General features: G+C 71.0%; 22 protein-coding genes. 15 read left to right on the top strand and 7 right to left on the bottom strand.

What is annotated here, in order from left to right; genetic code table 11:
• Window positions 1-132: 132 nt before the first annotated feature.
• From Q4C85_RS10470 to Q4C85_RS10400, 15 genes are all read left to right on the top strand, one after another.
• Entirely contained in the window at window positions 133-810 is a 678-nt protein-coding gene (locus tag Q4C85_RS10470) for an FMN-binding negative transcriptional regulator (protein WP_303141896.1), read from the top strand.
• A gap of 137 nt (window positions 811-947) precedes the next feature.
• Window positions 948-1,511, top strand: a complete 564-nt coding sequence (gene efp, locus Q4C85_RS10465; protein WP_303141894.1) for an elongation factor P — start codon at window positions 948-950, stop codon at window positions 1,509-1,511.
• Between the two features lie 7 nt (window positions 1,512-1,518).
• Window positions 1,519-2,052, top strand: coding sequence for a transcription antitermination factor NusB (gene nusB, locus Q4C85_RS10460; protein WP_303141893.1), 534 nt, complete (start codon window positions 1,519-1,521; stop codon window positions 2,050-2,052).
• 116 nt (window positions 2,053-2,168) lie between these two features.
• On the top strand, window positions 2,169-2,753 hold the full coding sequence (gene pyrR / locus Q4C85_RS10455) for a bifunctional pyr operon transcriptional regulator/uracil phosphoribosyltransferase PyrR (RefSeq protein ID WP_303141892.1): 585 nt from the start codon (window positions 2,169-2,171) through the stop codon (window positions 2,751-2,753).
• On the top strand, window positions 2,750-3,733 hold the full coding sequence (locus Q4C85_RS10450; RefSeq protein ID WP_303141890.1) for an aspartate carbamoyltransferase catalytic subunit: 984 nt from the start codon (window positions 2,750-2,752) through the stop codon (window positions 3,731-3,733). Before pyrR ends, Q4C85_RS10450 begins: the two co-directional genes overlap by 4 nt.
• Window positions 3,730-5,037: a dihydroorotase gene (locus tag Q4C85_RS10445; RefSeq protein ID WP_303141887.1), complete on the top strand. Its 1,308-nt coding sequence runs from the start codon at window positions 3,730-3,732 to the stop codon at window positions 5,035-5,037. The genes Q4C85_RS10450 and Q4C85_RS10445 overlap by 4 nt, the downstream gene beginning before the upstream one ends.
• A 1-nt stretch (window position 5,038) precedes the next feature.
• Window positions 5,039-6,271, top strand: a complete 1,233-nt coding sequence (gene carA / locus Q4C85_RS10440; protein WP_303141886.1) for a glutamine-hydrolyzing carbamoyl-phosphate synthase small subunit — start codon at window positions 5,039-5,041, stop codon at window positions 6,269-6,271.
• Window position 6,272: 1 nt separating this feature from the next.
• Window positions 6,273-9,653, top strand: coding sequence for a carbamoyl-phosphate synthase large subunit (carB, locus tag Q4C85_RS10435; protein ID WP_303141885.1), 3,381 nt, complete (start codon window positions 6,273-6,275; stop codon window positions 9,651-9,653).
• Window positions 9,650-10,534, top strand: coding sequence for an orotidine-5'-phosphate decarboxylase (gene pyrF, locus Q4C85_RS10430; RefSeq protein WP_303141884.1), 885 nt, complete (start codon window positions 9,650-9,652; stop codon window positions 10,532-10,534). Before carB ends, pyrF begins: the two co-directional genes overlap by 4 nt.
• A gap of 156 nt (window positions 10,535-10,690) precedes the next feature.
• Window positions 10,691-11,002: an integration host factor, actinobacterial type gene (gene mihF, locus Q4C85_RS10425; protein ID WP_303141883.1), complete on the top strand. Its 312-nt coding sequence runs from the start codon at window positions 10,691-10,693 to the stop codon at window positions 11,000-11,002.
• A 70-nt stretch (window positions 11,003-11,072) separates the two neighbouring features.
• The gene (gene gmk / locus Q4C85_RS10420; protein ID WP_303141882.1) at window positions 11,073-11,654 is read left to right on the top strand and encodes a guanylate kinase; all 582 of its coding nucleotides are present in this window, start codon (window positions 11,073-11,075) and stop codon (window positions 11,652-11,654) included.
• A gap of 43 nt (window positions 11,655-11,697) precedes the next feature.
• Entirely contained in the window at window positions 11,698-12,090 is a 393-nt protein-coding gene (gene rpoZ / locus Q4C85_RS10415; RefSeq protein WP_303141880.1) for a DNA-directed RNA polymerase subunit omega, read from the top strand.
• A 23-nt stretch (window positions 12,091-12,113) separates the two neighbouring features.
• Window positions 12,114-13,451 carry a bifunctional phosphopantothenoylcysteine decarboxylase/phosphopantothenate--cysteine ligase CoaBC gene (coaBC, locus tag Q4C85_RS10410; protein WP_303141879.1) on the top strand — a complete coding sequence of 446 codons (1,338 nt, stop codon included), beginning with the start codon at window positions 12,114-12,116 and terminating at the stop codon, window positions 13,449-13,451.
• On the top strand, window positions 13,448-14,638 hold the full coding sequence (gene metK, locus Q4C85_RS10405; RefSeq protein WP_303141878.1) for a methionine adenosyltransferase: 1,191 nt from the start codon (window positions 13,448-13,450) through the stop codon (window positions 14,636-14,638). The genes coaBC and metK overlap by 4 nt, the downstream gene beginning before the upstream one ends.
• Before the next feature lie 38 nt (window positions 14,639-14,676).
• Entirely contained in the window at window positions 14,677-16,707 is a 2,031-nt protein-coding gene (locus Q4C85_RS10400; RefSeq protein ID WP_303141877.1) for a primosomal protein N', read from the top strand.
• Here the strand turns inward: Q4C85_RS10400 and Q4C85_RS10395 are convergent.
• The 7 genes from Q4C85_RS10395 to arcC all read right to left on the bottom strand — a co-directional run bounded on the left by Q4C85_RS10395 (window position 16,672) and on the right by arcC (window position 24,555).
• Window positions 16,672-17,394 carry a TetR/AcrR family transcriptional regulator gene (locus Q4C85_RS10395; protein WP_303141876.1) on the bottom strand — a complete coding sequence of 241 codons (723 nt, stop codon included), beginning with the start codon at window positions 17,392-17,394 and terminating at the stop codon, window positions 16,672-16,674. The two genes, Q4C85_RS10400 and Q4C85_RS10395, sit on opposite strands and share 36 nt — an antisense overlap.
• Before the next feature lie 114 nt (window positions 17,395-17,508).
• Window positions 17,509-18,861, bottom strand: a complete 1,353-nt coding sequence (locus Q4C85_RS10390) for an MFS transporter (RefSeq protein ID WP_303141875.1) — start codon at window positions 18,859-18,861, stop codon at window positions 17,509-17,511.
• Between the two features lie 126 nt (window positions 18,862-18,987).
• Window positions 18,988-20,013, bottom strand: a complete 1,026-nt coding sequence (locus tag Q4C85_RS10385; protein WP_303141874.1) for a DMT family transporter — start codon at window positions 20,011-20,013, stop codon at window positions 18,988-18,990.
• A gap of 237 nt (window positions 20,014-20,250) precedes the next feature.
• Window positions 20,251-21,024: a creatininase gene (locus tag Q4C85_RS10380; RefSeq protein WP_303141872.1), complete on the bottom strand. Its 774-nt coding sequence runs from the start codon at window positions 21,022-21,024 to the stop codon at window positions 20,251-20,253.
• A 94-nt stretch (window positions 21,025-21,118) separates the two neighbouring features.
• A complete protein-coding gene (locus Q4C85_RS10375) occupies window positions 21,119-22,090 on the bottom strand; it encodes a DMT family transporter (RefSeq protein ID WP_303141871.1) in 972 nt (323 codons plus the stop codon).
• A gap of 246 nt (window positions 22,091-22,336) precedes the next feature.
• On the bottom strand, window positions 22,337-23,464 hold the full coding sequence (locus Q4C85_RS10370) for a serine/threonine protein kinase (RefSeq protein ID WP_303141870.1): 1,128 nt from the start codon (window positions 23,462-23,464) through the stop codon (window positions 22,337-22,339).
• Window positions 23,465-23,646: 182 nt separating this feature from the next.
• Window positions 23,647-24,555 carry a carbamate kinase gene (gene arcC / locus Q4C85_RS10365; protein WP_303141868.1) on the bottom strand — a complete coding sequence of 303 codons (909 nt, stop codon included), beginning with the start codon at window positions 24,553-24,555 and terminating at the stop codon, window positions 23,647-23,649.
• Between the last annotated feature and the right edge of the window lie 30 nt (window positions 24,556-24,585).

The raw sequence follows: 24,585 nt of genomic DNA, 5'->3' as shown, positions 1-24,585 counted from the left end.
GCAGCAGCTGGCCCAGCCCCGGACCACCCGGGACCACCAACAAGGTAACGGGAGGGTGTTGGACTTGTGACGTCGACCCCGGACCCGTGTCAGCTAGCCCACTCCTTGGAGTCAATCATCTAGGGTCGCACCATGTACGTGCCACAGCACTTCGAGCTCGGGCCCGAGCGCACGCGCGCCCTGCTGTCAGCCCCGGGCGTCGGCAACCTTGTCACGGTCCACGACCAGGGGCCCTTGGCCACGCTCGTCCCCTTCTACCTCGATGAGCAGCGAGACGTCCTCGTCACCCACCTCGTGCGCAACAACCCCCAGGTCCGCGAGCCGATCACGGCGCAGGGCATGGTCGTGCTCGACGACGTCGACGCCTACGTCGCTCCGGCCTACTACGCCACGAACGAGGAGACCCCCAACGTCCCCACCTGGGACTACGTGACCGTCCATGTCTGGGGGCCGGTCCGCATCGACACGAGCCCGCAGCGGGCGCTCGAGGTGGCCGAGGCGCTGACACGGCGCATGGAGCGCGAGGACGTCCTGACCCCGGTGGGTCGTGACAAGCTCGAACGCATGGCGCGGGCCATCGTCGCCGTCGAGGTCGGCATCGAGCGGGTCCAGGGCAAGGCGAAGATGAGCCAGAACCGCCACCCCGACGACGTACGCAGCCTCATCGGACACATGGAGCGCCTGGGGGAGGACGACATGGCCCGCTTTCTGCGGGAGGTCTCCCTGCCCTACGCCGAGGCGCGCTTCGCCACGATCGCCAGGCTGCGCGGGGCGCGGAGCCTGGATGAGGAGATCCGCTCCTTCCACTGATCACCCGGGCCGGCAGTGACGGGCCTCGCAAGGGCCGGCGGTGGGCGCCACGGGCCTTCGCGATAGACTCGCCGGCGTTCCAAGACTGCCCGCGCCCGGTGCGCGGGCAGTGCCCCTACACCGTGAGGACACCACTCGTGGCAACGACGAACGACCTGAAGAACGGCCTCGTGCTCAACCTCGAGGGCCAGCTGTGGCAGGTGGTCGAGTTCCAGCACGTCAAGCCCGGCAAGGGACCGGCCTTCGTGCGCACCAAGATCAAGAACGTGCTCTCGGGCAAGACGGTCGACAAGACCTTCAACGCCGGGATCAAGATCGAGACCGCGACCGTCGACCGCCGAGACATGCAGTTCTCCTACAAGGACGGCGAGGACTTCGTGTTCATGGACGTCAAGTCCTACGAGCAGACCTATGTCGGCGCCGACGTCGTTGGGCAGGACGCCTCCCTCATGCTCGAGGGCCAGGACGTCATCGTGGCCTTCCACGAGGACACCGTCCTGTTCGTCGAGCTGCCCGCCGCCGTCGTGCTCACTGTCTCCCACACCGAGCCCGGGCTCCAGGGCGACCGCTCCTCGGCCGGCACCAAGCCCGCCACCCTGGAGACCGGCGCGGAGATCCAGGTCCCGCTGTTCCTCAACACCGGGGACCGGGTCAAGGTCGACACCCGCAGCCGCTCCTACATCAGCCGCGTCACCGACTGACGAGCCGATGGCCGAGCACGTCGCCGACAACCAGCTCCCCGCAGGCGGTGGCTCCTCCCGCCCGGTCAAGCACGCCGTCACCGCCCGTACCAAGGCCAGGAGGCGTGCGGTCGAGGTCCTCTTCGAGGCCGACCAGCGCGGGCTGCTGCGCCCCGGGCAGGACGAGCCCGGTCAGGACGGTGCCGACCCCGCGTCACGGCTGCGCACCTTCGCGGCCGAGCGAGCCCTCCACTCGGCCAACCACACCGAGGCGCCCGTCTACGCGCGCACGATCCTGGCGGGAGTCGCGGAGCATCTCGGGCAGGTCGACGAGACCATTGAGACCTACGCCCAGAGTTGGACACTGGACCGCATGCCCGCCGTCGACCGCGCCATCGCCCGGGTGGCCACCTGGGAGATCCTCCACAACGAGGAGGTCGACGCACCCGTGGCCGTCGATGAGGCCATGACTCTGGCACGCATGCTGTCCACCGACGACTCCCCGCGCTACCTCGGTGGGCTCCTGGGCAGGATCGCAGACCTGGCCGACACCCTGCGCTGAGCCCGCGCACCGCCGCCGCGCCATGAGTTGGCGCGGCGGCGGCCGTGCGCTAGGGTGAGAAGCGCCAGACATCCTTGAAGCCTGTCCAGTGAGGCAGGGAAGGAGGTCCACTTACCGTGGCCGAAACATTGTCCACCGGGAAGAAGCAGATCCTCGGCGCAGCCGAGATCCAGCGGTCCCTCGTCCGCATCGCTCATGAGATCATCGAGCGGAACCGAGGCGTTGACGACGTCATCGTCCTGGGTATCCCCTCCGGCGGAGTCCCCCTCGCCCAGCGCCTCGCCGAGGCCCTGAGCATCGCGGTCCAGGAGGGAGGTGACTCCTCGGCCCCCGTGACCATTCCGGTCGGCACGCTCGACATCACGATGTTCCGCGACGACCTCGGCCGCCACCCCATCAGGGTGCCCCAGCCCACCCGCATCCCGGGCGGCTCCCTCGAGGGGCGCACCGTCGTCCTGGTCGACGACGTCCTGTACTCGGGGCGCACGATCCGCGCCGCCCTCGACGCCCTGGGCTCCATCGGCCGGGCCGAGGCGGTCCAGCTGGCCGTTCTCGTCGACCGGGGGCACCGGCAGCTGCCCATCCGGGCCGACTACGTCGGCAAGAACCTGCCCACCTCACGTACCGAGAAGGTCGTCGTCTCCCTCACCGAGCTCGGGGCGCAGGCCGATGCCGTCACCATCGAGGAGGCCCTGTCATGAGGCACCTGCTCAACGCCAAGGACCTGACCCACGACGAGGCGGTCGCCTTCCTCGACACCGCTGAGGCGATGGCGGCCACGCAGCGCCACGCCGTCAAGAAGCTGCCGACCCTGCGCGGCAAGACGGTGGTCAACCTCTTCTTCGAGGACTCCACGCGCACCCGCCTGTCCTTCGAGGCCGCCGCCAAGCGCCTGAGCGCCGACGTCATCAACTTCTCGGCCAAGGGCTCGAGCGTGTCCAAGGGCGAGTCGCTCAAGGATACGGCCCAGACCATCATGGCCATGGGGGCCGACGCCGTCGTCATGCGGCACTCGGCCTGCGGTGCCGCCCACCTGCTGGCCCACGCCGGATGGATCGACGTGCCGGTGCTCAACGCCGGCGACGGCACCCACCAGCACCCCACCCAGGCACTGCTCGACGCCATGACGCTGCGCCGCTGGTACGCCCCGGAGGGCGGCGCCGACGGCGCCCCCTCGCCTCAGGGACGCGACCTCAGCGGCGCCCAGGTCATCATCGTCGGTGACATCCTCCACTCCCGGGTCGCCCGCTCCAACGTCGACCTGCTCGACACGCTGGGCGCCCAGGTCACCCTCGTCGCTCCGCCGACCCTCCTGCCGGTGGGGATGGAGAACTGGCCCTGTGAGGTCTCCTACGACCTCGACGCCTCCATTGAGGCCATCGGTCCGGACGCGGTCATGATGCTCCGGGTCCAGCGGGAGCGCATGAGCGCCGCCGGAGGCGGCTTCTTCCCGAGCCCCGCCGAGTACGCCCAGGCCTACGGCCTCAACCTCGCCCGCCGCGAGGCGATGCCCGCGCACGCCATCGTCATGCACCCCGGACCGATGAACCGCGGCCTGGAGATCACGGCCGAGGCCGCGGACGACCCGCGCTCGCGCATCATCGAGCAGGTCGGCAACGGCGTCTCCGTGCGCATGGCCGCCCTCTACCTCCTCCTCGCCGACGAAGGGAACCAGCTGTGACCGCCCACCTCCTCACCGGTGTCCTTCCCTACGGCGAGGACCCGACCGACATCCTCATCATGGATGGCGCCATCGCGGCGACCGGCCCGCAGGCGCAGGCCGAGGCCCCCGCCGACACCGTGCGCCACGACCTTGCCGGCCGCATCGCCCTGCCGGGCCTGGTCGACATCCACACCCACCTGCGCGAGCCCGGCGGCGAGTCGGCCGAGACCATCGAGACCGGAACCCGCGCCGCGGCCGTGGGCGGCTACACCGCCGTCTTCGCCATGGCCAACACCTCGCCCGTGCAGGACAACGCCGGCGTCGTCGAGCAGGTCCTGCGCCTGGGGCGCGAGGCCGGATGGGTCGACGTCCACCCGGTGGGGGCCGTCAGCGCGGGCCTGGAGGGCAAGCACCTGTCCGAGATGAGCGCGATGGCCCACAGCGAGGCCCGTGTGCGCGTCTTCTCCGACGACGGCAAGTGCGTGGCGGACCCGGTGCTCATGCGCCGCGCCCTGGAGTACGTCAAGTCCTTCGACGGGGTCATCGCTCAGCACTCCCAGGACCCGCGCTTGACCGAGGGCTCCCAGATGCACGAGGGCGTCCTGTCGGCCGAGCTCGGGCTGCGCGGCTGGCCCGCCGTGGCCGAGGAGTCGATCATCGCCCGCGACGCCCTGCTGGCCGGGCACGTCGGCTCACGGCTCCACGTGTGCCACGTCTCGACCGCCGGCAGCGTCGAGATCATCCGCTGGGCCAAGGCCCGCGGCATCGACGTCACCGCGGAGGTCACCCCGCACCACCTCCTGCTGACCGACGAGATGGCCCGCACCTACTCGCCGATCTACAAGGTCAACCCGCCCCTGCGCACCGCCGAGGACGTCGAGGCCCTGCGCGAGGCGCTGGCCGACGGCACCATCGACGCCGTGGGCACCGACCACGCCCCCCACCCCGTGGAGGACAAGGACTGCGAGTGGCAGGCGGGAGCCTTCGGGATGACCGGGCTGGAGACCGCGCTGCCGGTGCTCATTGAGACGATGGTCAACCCCGGGCGGATGACCTGGCGGGACCTCGCCCGGGTCATGTCGAGCGCCCCGGCCCGCATCGGCCGGATCGACGACCAGGGACAGGGACTGGAGGTCGGCGCCCCGGCCAACATCACCGTCCTTGACCCCCAGGTGCGGCGCACGGTCGACGGCGCCGCCCAGTGGACCCACTCGACCAACACCCCCTACCAGGGCATGGAGCTGCCGGGACAGGTGCTGGCGACCTTCCTCCACGGCCGTCCCACCGTCCTGGACGGCGCCCCGGTCGCGCAGGACGCCTGAGATGGTCACGGTAGGAGCGACCCCGGGCCGGAGCCGTTCGACCGCCCTGCTCGTCCTCGAGGACGGCTACGTCCTGCGGGGTCGCTCCTACGGCGCGCCGGGACGCGCGGTCGGCGAGATCGTCTTCAACACCGGCATGACCGGCTACCAGGAGACTCTCACCGACCCGTCGTACCACCACCAGATCGTCGTCATGACCGCCCCCCACATCGGCAACACGGGCGTCAACGACGAGGACCCCGAGTCCTCACGGATCTGGGTGGCCGGGTACGTCGTGCGCGACCCGGCGCGCCGCGCCTCGTCCTGGCGCGCGCGCCGGGAGCTGGAGGACGAGCTCGTGGCCGCCGGCGTGGTCGGGCTGTGCGAGGTCGACACCCGGGCGCTGACCCGGCACCTGCGCGAGCGGGGGGCCATGCGCGGCGGGATCTTCTCCGGCTCGGCGCTGCCGGCCGGTGCCGAGGACGCCGGTGGGCCCTCACAGGCGGCCATCGACATCTGCCTGGACGCCGTGCGCTCGGCGCCGCCGATGGCCGGCCAGGCGCTGACCGGCCATGTCACCACCCCGGCGGGCTACGTCGTCGAGGCCACCGGCTCCTTCGTCGCAGGCCGGCCGGTGGCGGTCGTGGCCGCCATCGACCTGGGCGTCAAGGCGCGCACCCCCGCCCAGCTGGCCGAACGGGGCGCGCGGGTCCACGTCCTGCCTCAGTCGACGACCCTGGCCGAGCTGCTCGCGCTGCGGCCCGACGGGGTGTTCCTGTCCAACGGCCCCGGCGACCCCGCCACGGCCGAGCACGAGGTCGCCCTGGCCCGCGGCGTGCTCGAGGCGGGCATCCCCCTGTTCGGCATCTGCCTGGGCCACCAGGTGCTGGGCCGGGCGCTGGGATACGGCACCTACAAGCTCGTCTACGGCCACCGGGGCGTCAACCAGCCGGTGCTCGACCGGACCACCGGCCGGGTCGAGATCACCGCCCACAACCACGGCTTCGCGGTCGACGCCCCTGTCGAGGCGCCCTCCCGTGCCCCCTTCGCCCCCGAGCGCTACGGCCGGGTCGAGGTCACCCACGTCGGTCTCAACGACGGGGTCGTCGAAGGGCTGCGCGCCCTGGACCTGCCGGCCTTTTCCGTCCAGTTCCACCCCGAGGCCGCCGCCGGCCCCCACGACGGCGAGCACCTCTTCGACCGCTTCATCACCCTCATGCGCGACCACCGCGCGGCCCGCGAGAAGGACGCCTGACATGCCGCTGCGCACGGACATCTCCTCGGTCCTGGTCATCGGGTCGGGTCCGATCGTGATCGGGCAGGCCTGCGAGTTCGACTACTCGGGCACCCAGGCCTGCCGGGTCCTGCGCGCCGAGGGCATCCGGGTCATCCTGGTCAACTCCAACCCGGCCACGATCATGACCGACCCGGACCTGGCCGACGCCACCTACGTCGAGCCGATCACCCCCGAGGTGCTCACCGCGGTCATCGAGGCCGAGCGTCCCGACGCCCTGCTGGCGACCCTGGGGGGCCAGACCGCCCTCAACGCCGCGATGGCGCTGGCGGAGTCCGGTGTCCTGGAGCGCTACGGCGTCGAGCTCATCGGCGCCGGCGCCGAGGCGATCCGCGCGGGGGAGGACCGCGACGCCTTCAAGGAGGTCGTCGAGCGCTGCGGCGCCGAGGTCGCCCGCTCCGTCATCGCCCACACCCTGGCCCAGTGCCGCCAGGCCGTCGGCGCCCTCGGCGGCTACCCGGTGGTCGTGCGCCCCTCCTTCACCATGGGTGGCCTGGGCTCCGGCGTCGCCTACGACGAGACCGACCTCGAGCGCATCTGCGGGCTCGGACTGGCCGCCTCGCGCACCACCGAGGTCCTGCTCGAGGAGTCGATCCTGGGCTGGAAGGAGTACGAGCTCGAGCTCATGCGCGACACCTCCGACAATGTCGTCGTCGTGTGCTCCATCGAGAACGTCGACCCCGTGGGCGTCCACACCGGAGACTCCATCACCGTGGCCCCGGCGCTGACCCTGACCGACCGGGAGATGCAGCGGCTGCGCGACATCGGCATCGCGATCATCCGCGAGGTCGGTGTCGACACCGGCGGCTGCAACATCCAGTTCGCCGTCGACCCCGGCACCGGCCGGGTCATCGTCATCGAGATGAACCCCCGGGTCTCGCGCTCCTCGGCCCTGGCCTCCAAGGCCACCGGTTTCCCCATCGCCAAGATTGCCGCCCGCCTCGCCGTGGGCTACACCCTTGACGAGATCCCCAACGACATCACCGGCTCAACCCCGGCCTCCTTCGAGCCGGCCCTCGACTACGTCGTGGTCAAGGCGCCCCGTTTCGCCTTCGAGAAGTTCCCCGGCGCCGACCCCACCCTGACCACGACGATGAAGTCGGTCGGTGAGGCGATGGGGGTGGGCCGCTGCTTCACCGAGGCCCTCCAGAAGGCGATGCGCTCCATCGACAAGAAGGGCACGGCCCTCCACTGGGACGGGCCCGCCCCCGACCCCGAGCGCACGGCGGCGCTCGTGGCCGGGCTGGGCACTCCCACCGAGCACCGTCTGCTCGACCTCCAGCAGGCCCTGCGGGGAGGCGCCGGCGTGCCCGAGCTCCACCGGGCCACCGGCATCGACCCGTGGTTCCTCGACCAGATGGCGCTGCTCGAGGAGATCGCCCGCGAGCTGGCCGGGGCCGAGGGGCTGACTCACCTCACCCTGGCCCGGGCCAAGCGGCACGGCTTCTCCGACGCCCAGATCGCCTCCCTGCGGGGCATCGGCGAGGACACCGTCCGCGAGCTGCGCCACGCCTTCGGCCTGCGACCCGTTTACAAGACGGTCGACACCTGCGCCGCCGAGTTCGCCGCGCGCACGCCCTACCACTACTCGACCTACGACACCGAGACCGAGGTCGCCCCCCGCGAGCGCCCGGCCGTCATCATCCTGGGATCGGGCCCCAACCGCATCGGCCAGGGCATCGAGTTCGACTACTCCTGCGTCCACGCCGCCATGGCGCTGGCCGAGTCCCACGAGACCATCATGGTCAACTGCAACCCCGAGACGGTCTCGACCGACTACGACGTCTCCGACCGGCTCTACGTCGAGCCACTCACCTTCGAGGACGTCATGGAGGTCTACGACGCCGAGCGCACCGCCGGACCGGTGGCCGGGGTCGTCGTCCAGCTCGGCGGGCAGACGCCCCTGTCCCTGGCCGCGCGGCTGACCGCCGCGGGCGTCCCGGTCCTGGGGACCAGCCCTCGGGCCATCGACGCCGCGGAGGACCGTCGGGCCTTCGGGGCACTTTTGGAGAGCATCGGCCTGCCCGCTCCCGCCCATGGCACGGCGCTCGGCCGGCAGGAGGCGATCGAGGTGGCCCGGGCCGTGGGCTACCCGGTGCTCGTGCGTCCCAGCTACGTGCTGGGCGGGCGCGGCATGGAGATCGTCTACAGCCGGCAGGGGCTGGAGGACTACCTCGATCGCGCCGACCGGGCCCCGGGGGGCGCCTGGGCCGAGGGGCCGCTGCTCATCGACCGGTTCCTTGACGACGCCGTGGAGATCGACGTCGACGCCCTGTACGACGGCACCGAGCTGTTCCTGGCCGGGGTGATGGAGCACATCGAGGAGGCGGGCATCCACTCGGGCGACTCGGCCTGCGTCCTTCCGCCGGTCAGTCTGTCTGACACGGAGGTCGACCGCATCCGCCGCTCCACTGAGGCGATCGCCTCGGCGGTCGGCGTGCGCGGCCTCATCAATATCCAGTTCGCCCTCATGAGCGACACCCTCTACGTCATCGAGGCCAACCCCCGGGCGAGCCGCACCGTCCCCTTCGTCTCCAAGGCCACCGGGGTCCAGGTCGCCAAGGCCGCCTCCCTCATCATGGTGGGACACTCCATCGCCTCCTTGCGGGGACGGGGCCTTCTGCCCGCTGAGGACGCCGCCTCCTGCGACCCTCTGGACCCCATCGCCGTCAAGGAGGCGGTGCTGCCCTTCAAGCGCTTTCGCACCCCGCAGGGCCGCACCGTCGACGCCGTCCTGGGGCCCGAGATGCGTTCGACCGGGGAGGTCATGGGCTACGACGTCGACTTCCCCCGGGCCTTCGCCAAGTCCCAGGACGGGGCCTACGGCGGGCTGCCGGGTGAGGGGACGGTCTTCGTGTCGGTGGCCGACCGGGACAAGCGGGACATCATCCTGCCCGTGGCGCGCCTGGCCGAGCTCGGCTTCACGGTCCTGGCCACGGCGGGCACCGCCCAGGTCCTGCGGCGCAACGGCATCCCGGCCATCACCGTGCGCAAGGTGAGCCAGGGGCGCGGAGCCGACGGGGAGTCCACGATCGTCGACCTCATCGAGTCCGGGATGGTCGACATGGTCATCAACACCCCGCGGGGCCAGGGGGCGCGCGCCGACGGCTACTCGATCCGCGCCGCGACCACCGGCGCCGACAGGCCGATCATCACCACCGTCCACCAGCTGCAGGCCGCTGTCCAGGCCCTCGAGGCAGGGCTCCGCGGGCCCCTGCGGGTGCGCAGCCTGCAGGCGCACAACGCCGACCGCTCCCGCCGCCGGGCCCGTACGGCCGACAGGACCCACCAGGACGCCCCGGAGCAGGCCGGCGGCACGACCACCCAGGAGGCTCCGGCATGACCACCACCGACTCGTCCCGTCCCGCCGTTGTGCCCTTCGGTGCCCGACTGAGCCGGGCCATGGACGACGACGGCCCGCTGTGCGTGGGCATCGACCCCCACCCCGGCCTGCTGGAGGCGTGGGGGCTGACCGACTCCGCTGCGGGCCTGCGCGACTTCGGCCTGCGCACGGTCGAGGCCCTCGAGGGGAGGGTGGCTGCCGTTAAGCCCCAGTCGGCCTTCTTCGAACGCCACGGCAGCGCCGGCCTGGCAGTGCTCGAGGAGATTCTCGCCGCGCTGCGCGACTGCGGGCTGCTCAGCATCCTCGACGTCAAACGCGGGGACATCGGCTCGACGATGGGCGCCTACGCCCAGGCCTACCTCGCCGACGGGGCCCCGTTGTCCTGCGACGCCATGACCGTGTCCCCCTACCTCGGTTACGGCTCCCTCGCCCCGGCCCTCGATCTGGCGGCCGGAACCGGCCGCGGCCTGTTCGTGCTGGCACTGACCTCCAACCCCGAGGGCGCGACCGTCCAGCACGCGCGCACGGCCCAGGGCGCGGCGGTGGCCGCGAGCGTGGCCCGGGGCGTGTCCCGCTCCAACGACGCCGCGCGTGGCGCCGGGGTCCTGGGCAGCATCGGCCTGGTCGTTGGCGCCACCGTCGGCCGCGCCGTCGCCGACCTGGGCATCGACCTGGTGGCGGTCAACGGCCCTCTGCTCGCACCCGGGGTGGGGACCCAGGGGGCAGGCGCCGCCGAGCTGGCCGAGGTCTTCGGCCCGGCCCGCGGCCAGGTGCTCGCCTCGACCTCCAGGGCGGTGCTCAGCGCGGGCCCGGAGCGCTCGGCCCTGCGCCGTGCCGCCGAGGCCGCCCGTACCCAGGCCGCCCAGGCGCTGCGGCCCTGAGACCGGCCCGGCACGGGTCGGCGGGCGGCGATGAAGCGCTGCGCTCTGTGCCCCGGAGTTCTTGCCCCGCCATTCGGGATGCGCGCGGCAGTGAACCGACCTAATCTTGATGAAGATCACAGGCGATCGGCGCAAGAGTTGTTGGAGGACCCTGCCATGACACTTCCAGCGTTGACCGCGCAGCAGCGGTCGGATGCCCTGGCGAGGGCTGCGGACGCGCGGTTGCGCCGTGCGCGGGCCAAGGATGCCATCAAGCACGGGCGCATGAGTCTCTCGGAGTTCCTCGAGCAGGCCAAGCAGGACGAGGCCCTGGGACGCATGCGCGTCCTCAACCTCCTCCTGGCGCTGCCCAGGGTCGGGACGAGGACCGCCGAGGCGCTCATGGACGAGATCGGCATCTCGCCGACCCGGCGCGTGCGCGGCCTGGGCTCGCGCCAGCGCGCCGAGCTGATCGCCCGCTTCGGCTGAGGGCGCGGTCCGGGGACGGGCGCGGTGGAACCGGGATGACCCGGCGCGTCCGGTGGTCCATCATGTCCCCATGCCATCGCCCTCGCTGTCCGTCCCTCCCGCACGGTTGACGGTCCTGGCCGGGCCGACAGCAGTCGGCAAGGGCACGGTCGTCGCTGAGCTGAGGCGGCGCCACCCCGAGCTGTTCGTCTCCGTGTCGGCCACCACCCGTCGCCCGCGCCCCGGGGAGGTCGACGGGGTGCACTACCACTTCGTGTCGGACGCCCAGTTCGACCGCCTCGTGGCCGAGGGCCAGATGCTCGAGTGGGCCCTCGTGCACGGCGCCCACCGCTACGGCACGCCCCGTGGCCCCGTGGAGGCCCGGCTCGCGGCGGGCAGGCCGGCCCTGCTCGAGATCGACCTGGAGGGGGCCCGGCAGGTGCGCGAGTCGATGCCGCAGGCCCAGCTCGTCTTCCTCGCCCCTCCCAGCTGGGACGAGCTCGTCACCAGGCTCGCCGGACGGGGCACCGAGGACGAGCGGGAGCGTCAACGACGCCTGTCCACCGCCCGCGTCGAGATCGCCGCGGCGGCCGAGTTCGACCGCACGATCGTCAACGACCGCGTGGCGCGTGCCACGGACGAGCTCGAGAGCATCATGGGGCTGGCGGGCTAGACTGTTCCGGTTCAAGCACTGTCGAGCACACCCGGAGTAGCACATGCTCGGAACCTCCGCCCAGCCCGAGGGGATCACCAGCCCGCCGATCGACGACCTCCTGGAGAAGGTCGACTCGAAGTACGGCCTGGTCGTCCAGGCCGCTAAGCGCGCCCGCCAGATCAACACCTATACCCAGCAGCTTGAGGACAACCAGCTGGAGTTCTTCGGTCCGCTGGTCGAGGTTGAGGCCGCTGAGAAGCCGCTGGGCATCGCCCTGCGCGAGATCGCCGACGACAAGCTTCAGGTGATCCCCGGCGAGGAGGCCCGCGCACGGCGCGCTGAGGCCGAGGAGGCCCGCCGCGCCGCCGAGGCCGACATGTTCTCCGATATCGTCCTGGACGGCCCGACCCCGGTCGACGAGGCGGGCTCGGGCGCCGACGACTTCCAGTTCTAGGGCAGCGGGCACGCCGACCTGCGATGACCGAACCGTCCTCACGGCTGCGCGCCGCACCCCCAGGTGGGGCGCGGCGCGTCGTCGTCGGCGTCTCGGGCTCCATCGCCGCCTACAAGGCACCTTTCGTCATCCGCCTCCTGCGTGCGGTCGGCCATGAGGTCAAGGTGGTGCCCACCCCCGCCGCCCTGCGCTTCATCGGCGCCCCCGCCCTGGCGGCGGTCTCCGGGGCGCCGGTGGCCTCCGGCGTCTTCGACGACCCGGCGGCCGTTGAGCACGTAGCCACGGGGGAGTGGGCCGAGCTCGTCGTCGTGGCGCCGGCCTCCGCCGACCTGCTCGCCCGGGTCGCCGCGGGCCGTGCCGACGACCTTTTGACAGCCACACTCCTGACGACGACGGCCCCCGTCGTCCTGGCCCCGGCGATGCACACCCAGATGTGGCTCAACCCCGCGACCCAGGACAATGTCGCCACGCTGCACCGCCGCGGCCTGACCGTCATCCCACCGGACCGCGGCCCGTTGACCGGGGGCGATGAGGGGCCGGGGCGGATGCCCGAGCCCGAGGCGATCGTCGCGCAGGCGCTCGAGGTGCTCAAGGCCCGCGACGCCGCCGGCCCACCGCCCGCCCGGGACATGGCCGGCCTCCACGTCGTGGTCTCCGCCGGAGGCACCCGGGAGCCGATTGACCCCGTGCGCTACCTGGGCAACCGGTCCTCGGGCCGCCAGGGGGTCGCCGTGGCCCGGGCCGCGCAGGAGCGGGGCGCTCGGGTCACTCTCGTGGCGGCGCATGTCGACCCCCGGCTGCTCGAGGAGCTGGCGGGCGACATCGAGGTCGTCGCGGTGGGCACGGCGGTCGAGCTGGGTGAGGCGGTCCGGCGCGCGGCAGCCGACGCCGATGCCATTGTCATGGCCGCCGCAGTGGCGGACTTCCGGCCGGCCTCGGTCTCGGCCACCAAGGTCAAGAAGCGAGGCCCCCAGGACGGGGACCGGGGCCGGGGCGCCCGCGCCATCGAGCTGGTGGAGAACCCCGACATCCTGGCGGGACTCGTCACGCACCCGCCTCGGCGCGACGGGCGCACCCTGGTCGTGGGCTTCGCGGCTGAGACCGGGGACGGCGATGGCGATGTCCTGGCCCATGGGGTCGCCAAGGCCCGGCGCAAGGGCGCCGATCTGCTGGCCGTCAACGCCGTGGGCGGGGGCGCAGGTTTCGGGGACGTGCCCAACACGGTCATCGTGCTCGACGCCCAGGGCACGCGGGTGGCGCAGGCCTCGGGGAGCAAGGAGGAGGTCGGCCGTGCCCTTGTGGCGCTCATCGCCGCCCGCCTTGAGGCCACGGGCCCTCGTCCGAGTAGTCTTGCGCCGTGACTTCCTCCCTCCGCCTGTTCACCTCCGAGTCCGTCACCGAAGGGCATCCGGACAAGGTCTGCGACCGCATCTCGGACTCCATCCTCGAGCAGGACCCCGTCGCCCACGTGGCGGTCGAGACGGTGGTGACCACCGGCCTGGTGCACGTCGTCGGAGAAGTGAGCACCTCGGCCTACGTCGAGATCCCCGACATCGTGCGCTCGGAGATCGTCGGCATCGGCTACACCTCCTCCGAGGTGTGCTTCGACGGCGCCTCCTGCGGGGTGTCGGTGTCCATCGGCCAGCAGTCGCCGGATATCGCCGCCGGCGTCGACAAGGCACTGGAGGTCCGTGAGGACCACGGCGACCTCGACCCGCTCGACTTTCAGGGCGCGGGGGACCAGGGGCTCATGTTCGGGTACGCCTGCACCGACACCGCCGAGCTCATGCCCGCACCCATCCACCTGGCCCATCGCCTGGCCGAGCGCCTCGCCCTCGTGCGCAAGGAGGGGCTGGTCGAGGGGCTGCGTCCCGACGGCAAGACCCAGGTGACCATCGGCTACGACGGGATGAGGCCGGTCAGCCTGGCCCATGTGGTCGTGTCGACCCAGCACGACCCGGACCGCTCGCGGGCCTGGCTCACCGACGCAGTGACCACGGAGGTCATCGCCCCGGTCCTGGCCGCCGAGCAGGCCAAGGGCCTGGACCTGGACGCCTCACAGACCACCGTCCTGGTCAACCCCTCGGGGCAGTTCGTCATCGGCGGCCCCGCCGGTGACGCCGGCCTGACGGGACGCAAGATCATCGTCGACACCTACGGGGGCGTCGCCCGCCATGGGGGAGGGGCCTTCTCGGGCAAGGACCCCTCGAAGGTCGACCGCTCCGGGGCCTACGCGATGCGCTGGGTCGCCAAGAACGTCGTGGCCGCCGGACTGGCCGCCCGCTGCGAGGTCCAGGTCGCCTACGCCATCGGTGCGGCGCACCCCGTGGGCATCCACGTCGAGACCTTCGGCACCGAGACGGTGCCCGCCGAGCGGATCGCCGGGGCCATCTCCGAGGTCTTCGACCTGCGGCCGGCGGCCATTGTCAGGGATCTGCGGCTTCTCGAGCCGATCTACCGGGCGACCAGCGCCTACGGCCACTTCGGACGGCCCGGCTTCACCTGGGAGCGGACCGACCGGGTGGAGGCGCTGCGCGCCGCGGTGTAGCCGGGGCCAGGGATGCTCAGGCACCGGGAGCGGGCGGGATGAGCCCCTCGGCGCCGCGCCAGGGCGAGCTGCTGGCCCTGCCCGCGCCGGCCGACAGGCGCGTCGAGGCCGACGGGGTGGCCGCGCCGGTGGCACGCGTCCTGCTCGACAGCCCCGTGGCGCACCTGGACCGCACCTTCGACTACCTCGTCCCCGCCGAGCTCGACACCGCCGCCGCCGTGGGCACCCGGGTGGTCGTGCGCTTCGGGGGCCAGGAGATGCACGGCTGGGTGTGGCAGCGCGGGGAGACGACCACCCGTCCGGGCCGGCTGGCACCGCTGCGCCGGGTCGTGTCCGACCTGCCGGTGCTCAGTGCCGCGACGATGACCCTCGTCGAGGCCGTGGCCCAGCGCTCGGCCGGCACGCGCGCCGACGTCCTGCGCCTGGCGGTGCCCGCCCGGCACGCCCGGGCCGAGGACACGGTGCGCGGCGGCCCCCTGCCGGACCTGCCGACCTGGTCCCGACCGGATCCCGGCGGCTGGGAGGTCTATGGGGGAGCGGCTCTCCTGGAGGCCCTGGCCGACGGGGGCGCGCCGAGGGCGGTGTGGACCGCGCTGCCGGCCCGGCCGGGCCTGGTGGAGGGCTGGCTGCCCTTGGTCGCCCGGGCGGTCAGGGCCGCGCTCAGCGCAGGCCGGGGCGCACTTGTCGTGGTGGCCACGGCCTCCCAGGCCCGGGAGGCGGCTGCGGGGCTCGGTGAGCAGCTGGCGGGGGAGCCGGTGGCCCTGCTCAGCGCCGAGCTCGGTGCCGAGCGCAGGTACAGGACCTTCGTCGAGATTCTTCTGGGCCGGGCGCGGGTGGTCGTCGGAACCCGGGCGGCCGCCTTCGCACCGGTGGCGCGCCTGGGGCTGGTCGTGATTTGGGATGACGGCGACGACCGGCTCGAGGAGCCACGCGCCCCCTACGTCCACGCCCGTACCGTCCTGGCCCTGCGCTCGGCGACCGAGGGCTGCGGGCTCGTCGTGGCGGGCCACACCAGGACGGTCGAGGCCCAGACCTACGTCGAGCGGGGCTGGGCGGCCGGCCTCAGCGCAACGCGGGCCACCGTTCGACGGGCCGTGGCCCGCGTCGAGGTCCCCGGCGCCCCCGAGCTCGATGCCGAGGGCGCCTCCGGTGGTGCCCGCTTCCCCTCACTGGCGCACCGGGCGGTGCGCCAGGCGATCGAGCAGGGACCGGTGCTCATCCAGGTGCCCCGCTCCGGCTACGCCCCGGCCCTGGCCTGCAGGCACTGCCGCACCCCGGCGGCCTGCCCGACCTGCCGGGGGCCGGTGTCGATGGACGAGGCTCGGCGCCTGGGCTGCCGGTGGTGCGGACGGATGCTGCCGTCGTGGTCCTGCGCCGCCTGCGGCCACACCGAGCTGCGCATGGTCGCCGTGGGCTCCAGCCGCACGGGGGAGGAGCTGGGCCGCGCCTTCCCGGGGGTACCGGTCGTGGTCTCCGGGGCGGACCAGGGGCACGGCGTCGTGGCCGAGGTCGACGCCTCACCGCGTCTAGTCGTGGCCACCCCGGGGGCCGAGCCGGTGGCGCGGGGCGGGTACCGGGCGGTCGTGCTCCTCGACGGTGCGGTCCTGTCGGCCCGTCCCGAGCTGGGCGCCGCGGCCCAGGCGCTGCGCAGGTGGACCAACGCGGCCGTCCTGGCCCGCCCCGACGCACGGGTCATCCTCCTGGGCGGCCCCGAGCCGGTGGCGGCCCAGGCACTCGTGCGCTGGGACCACGCCGGCTTCGCCCGTCGTGAGCTGGCCGAGCGGGCCGAGCTGCACCTGCCGCCGGCCTGGCGCACCGCACGACTGGACGGGGAGCGGCAGGCCGTGCGCGCCGTGCTCGAGCAGATGGAGGCCACCGGCTTCGAGACCCTGGGGCCGGCAGCCGTTGAGCACGCCGATTCCTCGGCGCCCAGGGCCCGTGGCCTCGTGCGCTCCGATCCCGGTCGGGGCAGGGAGCTGGCCGCAGCACTGCGGCACGTGCAGCGCGAGCGCGCCGCCAGGCGCCAGGAGCCACTACGAGTCCAGCTCGACCCGACCCTCCTGTGGTGACGGGGCGGCCTGCTGGTCGGGCCGCCCGCGGGACTCCAGGACAACCGTTCCCAGCAGGTCCGCGGCGGTGGCCCGCACGTCACGGCCCTCACTGAGGGCACTGACCGCGGCGCCGTCGACAATGGCGATGACGATCTCGGGACGCAAGGTGCTGCCCAGGTGCTGCAGGACCCTGGCGACCGCAGCGTTGAGCCGCTGGCGGCCGTGTCGGTAGGCCTGTCCGACGGCGACCGCGGCTCCGGCGGAGATGAGCTGGACGTAGTGGCCCCGGTAGGGCCCCTCGGCGGGCAGCGTCGCCTGGAGCAACAACTCGATCCTGCCGTGGAGGTCGGGCAGCTCGTGGAGGGACTCGACAAGATCGGCGACCGCCTCGGCCCGCGAGGCCCACAAGCCGATGTTGACCTGGCCCGCCTGATAGAGCAGGTCGTCGAGGCCGTCGAAGTAGTAGGTGGTCGCCGACAGCGAGCAGCCTGCCCGCCTGGCCACCGCCCGGTGGCTGACGGCGCCGGGGCCGGACTCGCGGATGATGGCGGCTGCTGCCTCGATGATCTCCTGACGGCGCCCCAGTCCTCGGGAGGTGGTCGCCACGACAGGACGGGAGGGGCCGACCACCTGGCGCGCAGCCCGGTCCTCGGACTCGTCCTGCGGGTCGTCAGCGGCCTGCTCAGGGGGGCGGGTCTCGGCCATGGCCCCATGTTACGTCCAGGTCGACGAGCGGTCCCGCCAACCACGGTGGGAGTGGTCGGCGGGACCGTCGGGGATAGCGGCGGCCTACGCAGCCGGGGCGCCAGGTGCCTGCGTCTACTCGCTCGACTTACCGATCTCGGCCATGTGGATGACCCGCGAGGCGCGGATGGCCACCAGGGCGAGCAGGGCGACAACCGTCAGGTAGATCGCGGGCACCAGCGAGGAACCGGTAGCCCTGATGAGCGCGGTGACGACAATAGGCGTCGTTCCGCCCAGGAGAGCGTTGGCGCCGTTGAAGGACAGGGCGAAACCGGAGTAGCGCACCTCCGTGGGGAAGGACTCGGCGAGGAAGGTCGCCAAGGTGCCGTCGTTGGCCGTCAGGATGATGGCGAAGACGACCTGGCAGGCGATGATGAGCAGCAGGCCTCTCGTGTCCTTGCCAGCGTGGGACATCACCCAGAACAGGGGCAGGCTGAGGATGATGAAGGCGACACAGGCGGTGATGAGCATCTTGCGCCTGCCCACGGCGTCCGACAGGTGCCCCATGAGGAAGATGGAGGCGATGTAGACGACCAGCATGACGGAGGTGGCCATCGTGGCGGTGTCCTCGGGGAACCCGAGCTCCTGGCTCATGTAGGTCGGCATATAGCTGAGCAGCATGTAGAAGGCCACGGCGTTGAGGCAGGAGACTCCGAAGGTGATGAGCACTTCTCGGCCGTGCTGGGTCAGCAGCGCGCCGATGGGGTTGGACCTCGGCTGCTCGTCGGGAAGCTCGTCTCGCATCGCCTGGTAGACCGGGGAGTCCTCGAGGTGGACCCGGATGTACCGGCCCACCAGGCCCAGGGGAGCGGCCAGGAGGAAGGGGATGCGCCAGCCCCAGGAGTGCATGGCCTCGGTGTCGAGAACCGCGAACATCCCCGCCACCATGAGGGAGCCGGCCAGCAGGCCGCAGGCCGTCGAGGCCGGGACCAGGGAGGTGTAGAGGCCGCGCTTGGCCGGGGGGGCGTACTCGGCCAGGAAGGTGCCGGCGCCCGCGTACTCGCCTGAGGCCGAGAAGCCCTGGATCATGCGCAGCAGCAGCAGGCCTACCGCGGCGAAGATGCCGATCGTGGCGTGGCTGGGCAGCAGCCCGATGAGGAAGGTCGAGCCGGACATGATGAGGATCGACCACGACAGCGCCCAGCGACGGCCCTTGCGGTCGCCCCACATGCCCCAGACGATGGCCCCGATCGGGCGCAGGATGAAGGACATCGCGAAGATCGCAAGAGAGGTCATCAGTTGGATCGTCTCGTCCTCGCTCGGGGAGACGACCTCGCCGATGACGGCCGCCATGTATCCGTAGGAGGCGTAGTCGAACCACTCGATGAAGTTGCCGATGAAGCTGGCCGAGGCGGCGCGCTTGAGGGCGGAGGCGCGCGCCCGCTCATCGTGTACATCGGTGCTGGTCGGGTTGGGATGACCGCTCATGATGATCCTTCTGCCAAGGTGACTGGGCTGCTGAGTATAGAGACGTGATGTGTCTGACGTGTGATGTTGGCCGGGGACTGGCCCGCGGACATCGCCGCCCGCGTCTGCCAGCCCCCGGCCGGAGGATCAGGACTCGGTGCCCGCCTTGGACCGGGCGCCGGTCAGGTCGAGCAGGATCGGGGCCAGGCCGCCGCCCAGGATGAGCACACCGCCGATCGCGCCCACGAGGGTCATCGACTCGCCCCACAGGACGAGGCCGAGCAGGAGGGCGACGACGCACTCCCAGTAGGACACGGTCGACAGCTCGACGGCGGGCAGGTGCTTGCCGGCCACGACGAGGAAACCGATGGCGAACAGGCCGCAGAACAGGAACATGCCGACCGCCCAGAGCCAGTTCGTGGGCTTCATGACCTCGAAGGGGTTGGTCGAGTCGAGCCAGCTGATGCGGAAGACCATGACGATGAGCGCGCCGACGGCGCCGAAGATGAAGTTCCAGAACCCGCGGATCTCGGAGTCGATGTCCCCGCGGTAGCGGTAGAAGAACAGGGCCAGGCCGTAGAAGACCCCCGAGCCGAGGCCGAAGAGGTCACCGATGACCTTCTTGGGGTACTCGGGGTCCGTACCGAGCTGGAGGCCGAAGCTGAGCCCCTCGCCCGACGTGTAGGTGACCAGTCCGATGGTCATGAGCATGCCGAGGAACACGAGGGTCAGGAAGACGCCGTTGCGCAGGGAGATCTTCTCCTTGAGGAAGATCCGCGCCAGGATCGCCGAGACGAGCGGGCCGGTGTAGATGAGGAACACGGCGTTGGCGATCGTCGTCATGAGCGTCGAGGAGACGTAGAGGGCCAGCGAGGCGCCGATGGACAGTCCGCCGGCGATGACGGTGAAGGACAGCTTCGTCGAGCGCAGCTTGGCCAGCTTCTTGACAGCCACGATGAGCAGGAGGAAGCCCAGCGCACCGACGGTCATACGGCCGAAGGCCAGGAAGTCGCCGATGATGAAGCGCGTCCCGTCGGGCTTGAGCGGGGTCGACAGGCGCCCGAAGGTGCCCACGAAGCCCATGCCTGTGGCCGACAGCAGCATGGCGGTGAAGCCGAGCTTCTTGTTCATGGTGTGGCCCTGCGCGACGGCGCCACTGGACGATGAGGACATCGTTGTCCCCTTTCCGAAGGTAGTAGTAGTGGTGGACGGGGTACCGTCGGCCGTCACGACGTTGCGAGGGCCGACGAGTTCTGCTCGCACCCGCCGGTGCGGCAAGGCCTGAGGTGCTTCCGGGACCGGGCCGCGGTGGCAGGTCCCGGAAGCACCGCATCATGGCGGGGCGGCGGTTGAGGTGCCTCGTCCGCCGCCCCGAGGGACCCTGAGGAACTCAGAGAGACTCAGAGAGACTCAGACGGCGAACCGGCTGGTGATCGCCTCGGTCATTCCCTCGATGACCGAGGCGGCGAGCACCTGGCCCTTCTCGGCGCTGGCGGCCTGCGCCGAGGACAGGCAGCCCGACTCCGGGGTCAGGGAGGCGTCGACGGGCAGGAGGTCGTAGAGGGGCAGCTCGGCGGCCGGCAGGTCCATGACCCGGTCCATGTGGACCAGCTCGGGGAAGTACTCGAGCATGAGGGAGGTCTCCATGACCCCGCCGTGCTCGACGTCCCAGCCCGGGAAGCCATCGGGGTAGAGCCGGGCGATGACCTCCTCGGTGACGAAGTCCCAGTAGGACAGGAGCATGACCTGGGGCGGCTCACCCGCGGGCGCGAGCTCGCGCAGCGCGAGGTCGACGCCCTCGTAGAGGAACTGGTAGTTCTCGTAGTGGCCGTTGACGAAGACGATCCGGCGGGCGCCGTGGCGGGTGAACTCGCGCACGAGGGTGCGGCACACCCCGATGACCGTCTCGGCGTCGAAGCCGAAGGATCCGATGATGTGGTTGCCCCCGCCCGAGCGCTGCTGGGACTTGTAACCGGTGGTGATGGTCGGGCCCACGAGGGCGGAGCCCAGCCGCTCGGCGGTCAACTCGGCCATGGTCGTGGACAGCAGGACGTCGACGCTCAGGGGCATGTGCGGCCCGTGCTGCTCAATGGCCCCCACGGGGATGAGGACGACGGGGTCGTCCTCGGACAGGATACGGCGGTAGGTGAAGGCGTCGAGCCTCGTGATGTTCTTCTCGCTCATCGTTGCGTGGACTCCTTGGGTGTGGCGGTGGTGGGAACGCGTGCGATGGCCCGGCGGCCCGGCACGGGCGCCCCCGGGGGCGCCCAGGGGGCGCTCAGGAGCTCGTCACCTCGGCGAGGTCCTTGTCGGCGCCCGCCTGCCCGGAGGTCTTCTTGCCGTTCTTCGTCGAGAACATGATCTGGGAGACGCCTCCGGCGATGATGAGGGCGCCACCGAGGGCCTGGATGAAGGTGATGTGCTCGCTGAACAGGATGATCCCCAGCAGGGTGGCCATGATCGTCTCCTGGTAAGAGATGGTGGCCAGCTCGGAGGCGAGCAGGATCTTCGAGGCGACCGTCAGGAAGAAGAACGCTCCGAACCCGGTGATGAAGGCGGCCACCGCCAGGACGATCCAGCCGCGCGTCGTCATCTCGGACAGGTCCGGGCGGTCGACCAGGAGAATCGTGCCCAGCGTGATGATCGCGAAGGTGAAGTTGCAGTAGGAGCGCACGTCGGAGTCGACGTCGGTCCGGTAGCGGCTGAAGAAGAGGAACAGACCATAGGCGACGCCGGAGGCAAGGGCGACGAGGTTGCCGACCATGTACTTGGGATCGAGGTCGAGGCTGACGGTGAAGCCCTCGCCCGAGGTGTAGTTGATGATCCCGATGATCATGAGGCAGCCGACGAGCACGGAGGCCAGGGACAGGCCCGTGACCTTGGTGAAGGGCTCCTTGAGAAAGATCGTGGCCAGCACCGTGGAGTAGACGGGGCCGGTGTAGATGAGGAAGGCGGCGTTCGACAGGGTGGTCATCTGCGTCGACATGACGTAGAGACCGGACAGGAGGCCCAGGAAGACACCCGTGAGGATGATCGTGGGCGACATCTTGAAGTTCTTGAACTTATGGAACCTCCGCGTGGCCAGGAAGATCGCCGTCATTCCCAGGAAGCCCGCGAAGCTGCGGTTGAACGAAATGAAGAGCCCTGGTGCCTCGATGTAGCGAGCGAAAGCACCGATTCCTCCCATGAGGCTCGATGAGAGGAACATGAATGCGAAGCCCTTGAGCTTTTCTCGACCCGATGAGTCCAACGTCCGCTCCTTTGCGGTATCACCGCCGGCGTAGGGGGCCGCCGACGGGGTAGTGGTGAGTGTGGGGTGACGAAGGTGGTGACAGGTGGGCCACGGGCGAAAACCGGGCGAAGCCCTGGTCCTCCCGCATGGGCAGGGCCCCGTGTGGCGGGGGCGAGTGCCCTCGCCACACGGGGCCCTGCCGGTGCCGCGGGTGACGGTCGTCGCCGACCGTCACCCGCGGTGTGCGATGACGGCGTCGATCTCTCAGACGAGCGTCGGGTCGTCGATCTGGTTCGGGAAGTAGTCCTCGCAGCCGCCCTCGCGGTAGACGTCGGCGGTCGCGCAGTGCAGACCACCGCCGAAGGCGTAGGCGTCGCGGAACGGAACCGGGATGACGTTCATGCCGAGCTTGTCCATCTGCTCCATCTGGTGGACCTCACTGGCCTCGACACACACGGTCTTGTGGTCGATGACGAGGCAGTTCATGGACAGCCAGACGGAGGAGTAGCACAGCGGCGGCGGGGTGTCGTGCGCCGGCTGGGCGGCGTCGACGATCTGCCAGTCGTTGGCCTCGAAGATCTTACGCTGCTCCTCGGGCAGACGACGGTGCGGGTTGTTGATGATGAGGCCCGGCCGCAGCGGCACGAAGGTCGCGTCGATGTGGATCGGGTAGGGGTCGCCGGGGAAGTTGACGGCGTGCACCCGCAGGTCGGGGTAGTAGCGCTTGAACCACTCCATGGCGGTGCGGTTCGTGGTCAGGCCGTGCTGGATGAACAGGTCCTTACCAACGCGCATGACGTCAGCGGCGTCCCACATGGGCTCGAACTCGGTGGTGACGAAGTCCTTCGCAGCGGTGCGCTCGAGACGCTCCTCGAGGGAGATCTTCTCGTCGTAGTAGTTGTGCTTGTAGGACTTGTCGGTCAGGCGGGGACGGGGGGCCTGCGTCCACAGGAACTCCGGGTCCTCGTCGAAGTACTCCTTCATGAGCGGCCAGTAGGCGAGGTACTCGAAGTACCGGCAGCGGAAGGAGTTGGCCGAGGAGATGATCTCGTTGCCGATGGTGAGCAGGATGTCACGCGGGGGCATCTGCGTGAAGCCCGACTCGGTGCGGAAGTCAGGCGTGACGATGGCCTGGTTCCACTGCAGCGGAGTGGGGCGGTCGACCTTGATGCCCAGACCCTCGAGGATCTTGGCGTAGTTGTCGAGCTGCTCGTTGGCGGCCTCGACCGTGGCGGTGGGACGGGGGCCCCACATGCCGCGCATCTCAGAGTCGATCGGCACCTTCTCCGAGGTGGCGGGCTCCTCCGGCGGGATGACGGAGAAGTCGGCGCGGCCGACGATCACGTGCTTGAGCGGGTCGAAGTCGTTCCAAGAGTTGACGATCTTCGTCATGAACTGTCACTCCTTTGTGAAGGTTTTCCTTGCGGATGGACTGATTGTTGAAGCCGGGACGGCCCTGAGGCCGTCAGAGGTAACGTATGGGCTACCTCCTTCCTTGTCACAGGTCCTGGCCTGGCCCCCTCGCCCAGCCTACCCGGCCCGTGGGTCGGGCAGGCTGGATTGGGGGACGTGTGTTAGGCGTTGGCGATGGTGGTGCCGGCCTTGCCGTTGATGATGTCGATGGCGTCCTCGAGGCGGCCGATGGCCGCCGTGCCGCCGGTGTTCTCCACGAAGCGGGACACGGCCTCGACCTTGGGCCCCATGGACCCGGCGGGCAGACCCAGCGCGCGCAGCTCGTCGGGCGTGGCGCGGGGGATCTGGCGGGCCTCGGGGGTGCCGTAGTCGACGAACACGCCGTCGACGTCGGTCAGGATCATGAGGGCGTCGGCCCCCAGCGCCTGGGCGAGGACCGAGGCGGTCAGGTCCTTGTCGATCACCGCCTCGACGCCGCGCAGGCGGTCGTCCTCATCGCGGATGACCGGCACGCCACCGCCGCCGGCGCACACGACGACCGCGCCGGCCTCGACCAGGGTGCGGATGAGCTCGGTCTCGACCACTCCCTGGGGCTGGGGCGAGCCGACCACGCGCCGGTAGTACTGCCCATCGGCCTTGACCGTCCAGCCGCGCTCCTCGGCCAGCGCCTTGGCGGTGGCCTCGTCGTAGACCTCGCCGACGAACTTGGTCGGGTTGGCGAAGGCCGGGTCGTCGGCGTCGACGAGGGTCTGGTTGACCATCGCAGCCACCTGGCGCCCGGGCAGGGCGTTGCCCAGGGCCTGGAGCAGCCAGTAGCCGATCATCCCCTGGGTCTCGGCGCCCAGGGTGTCGAAGGGGTAGGGCTCGCTCAGGCGCTCGTCATTGGCCGACTCCAGGGCCAGGACCCCGACCTGGGGGCCGTTGCCGTGGGTGATGATGACCTCGTGCTCGGCGGCGAGCTTGGCCAGCTCTCCGGCGGCGAGGACGACGTTGGCGATCTGGGTGGAGGCGTCGGGCTTGTCGCCACGACGCAGGAGGGCGTTTCCGCCCAGGGCGACGACGATTCTCATGTGTGTTACTCCCAGGTTCCCAGGGTGGCG

The organism is Actinomyces sp., assembly GCF_030524025.1.
GTDB lineage: Bacteria > Actinomycetota > Actinomycetes > Actinomycetales > Actinomycetaceae > Actinomyces.
The sequence above is the reverse complement of the archived record's forward strand: the minus strand, read 5'-3'. Positions and strand labels throughout refer to the sequence as shown.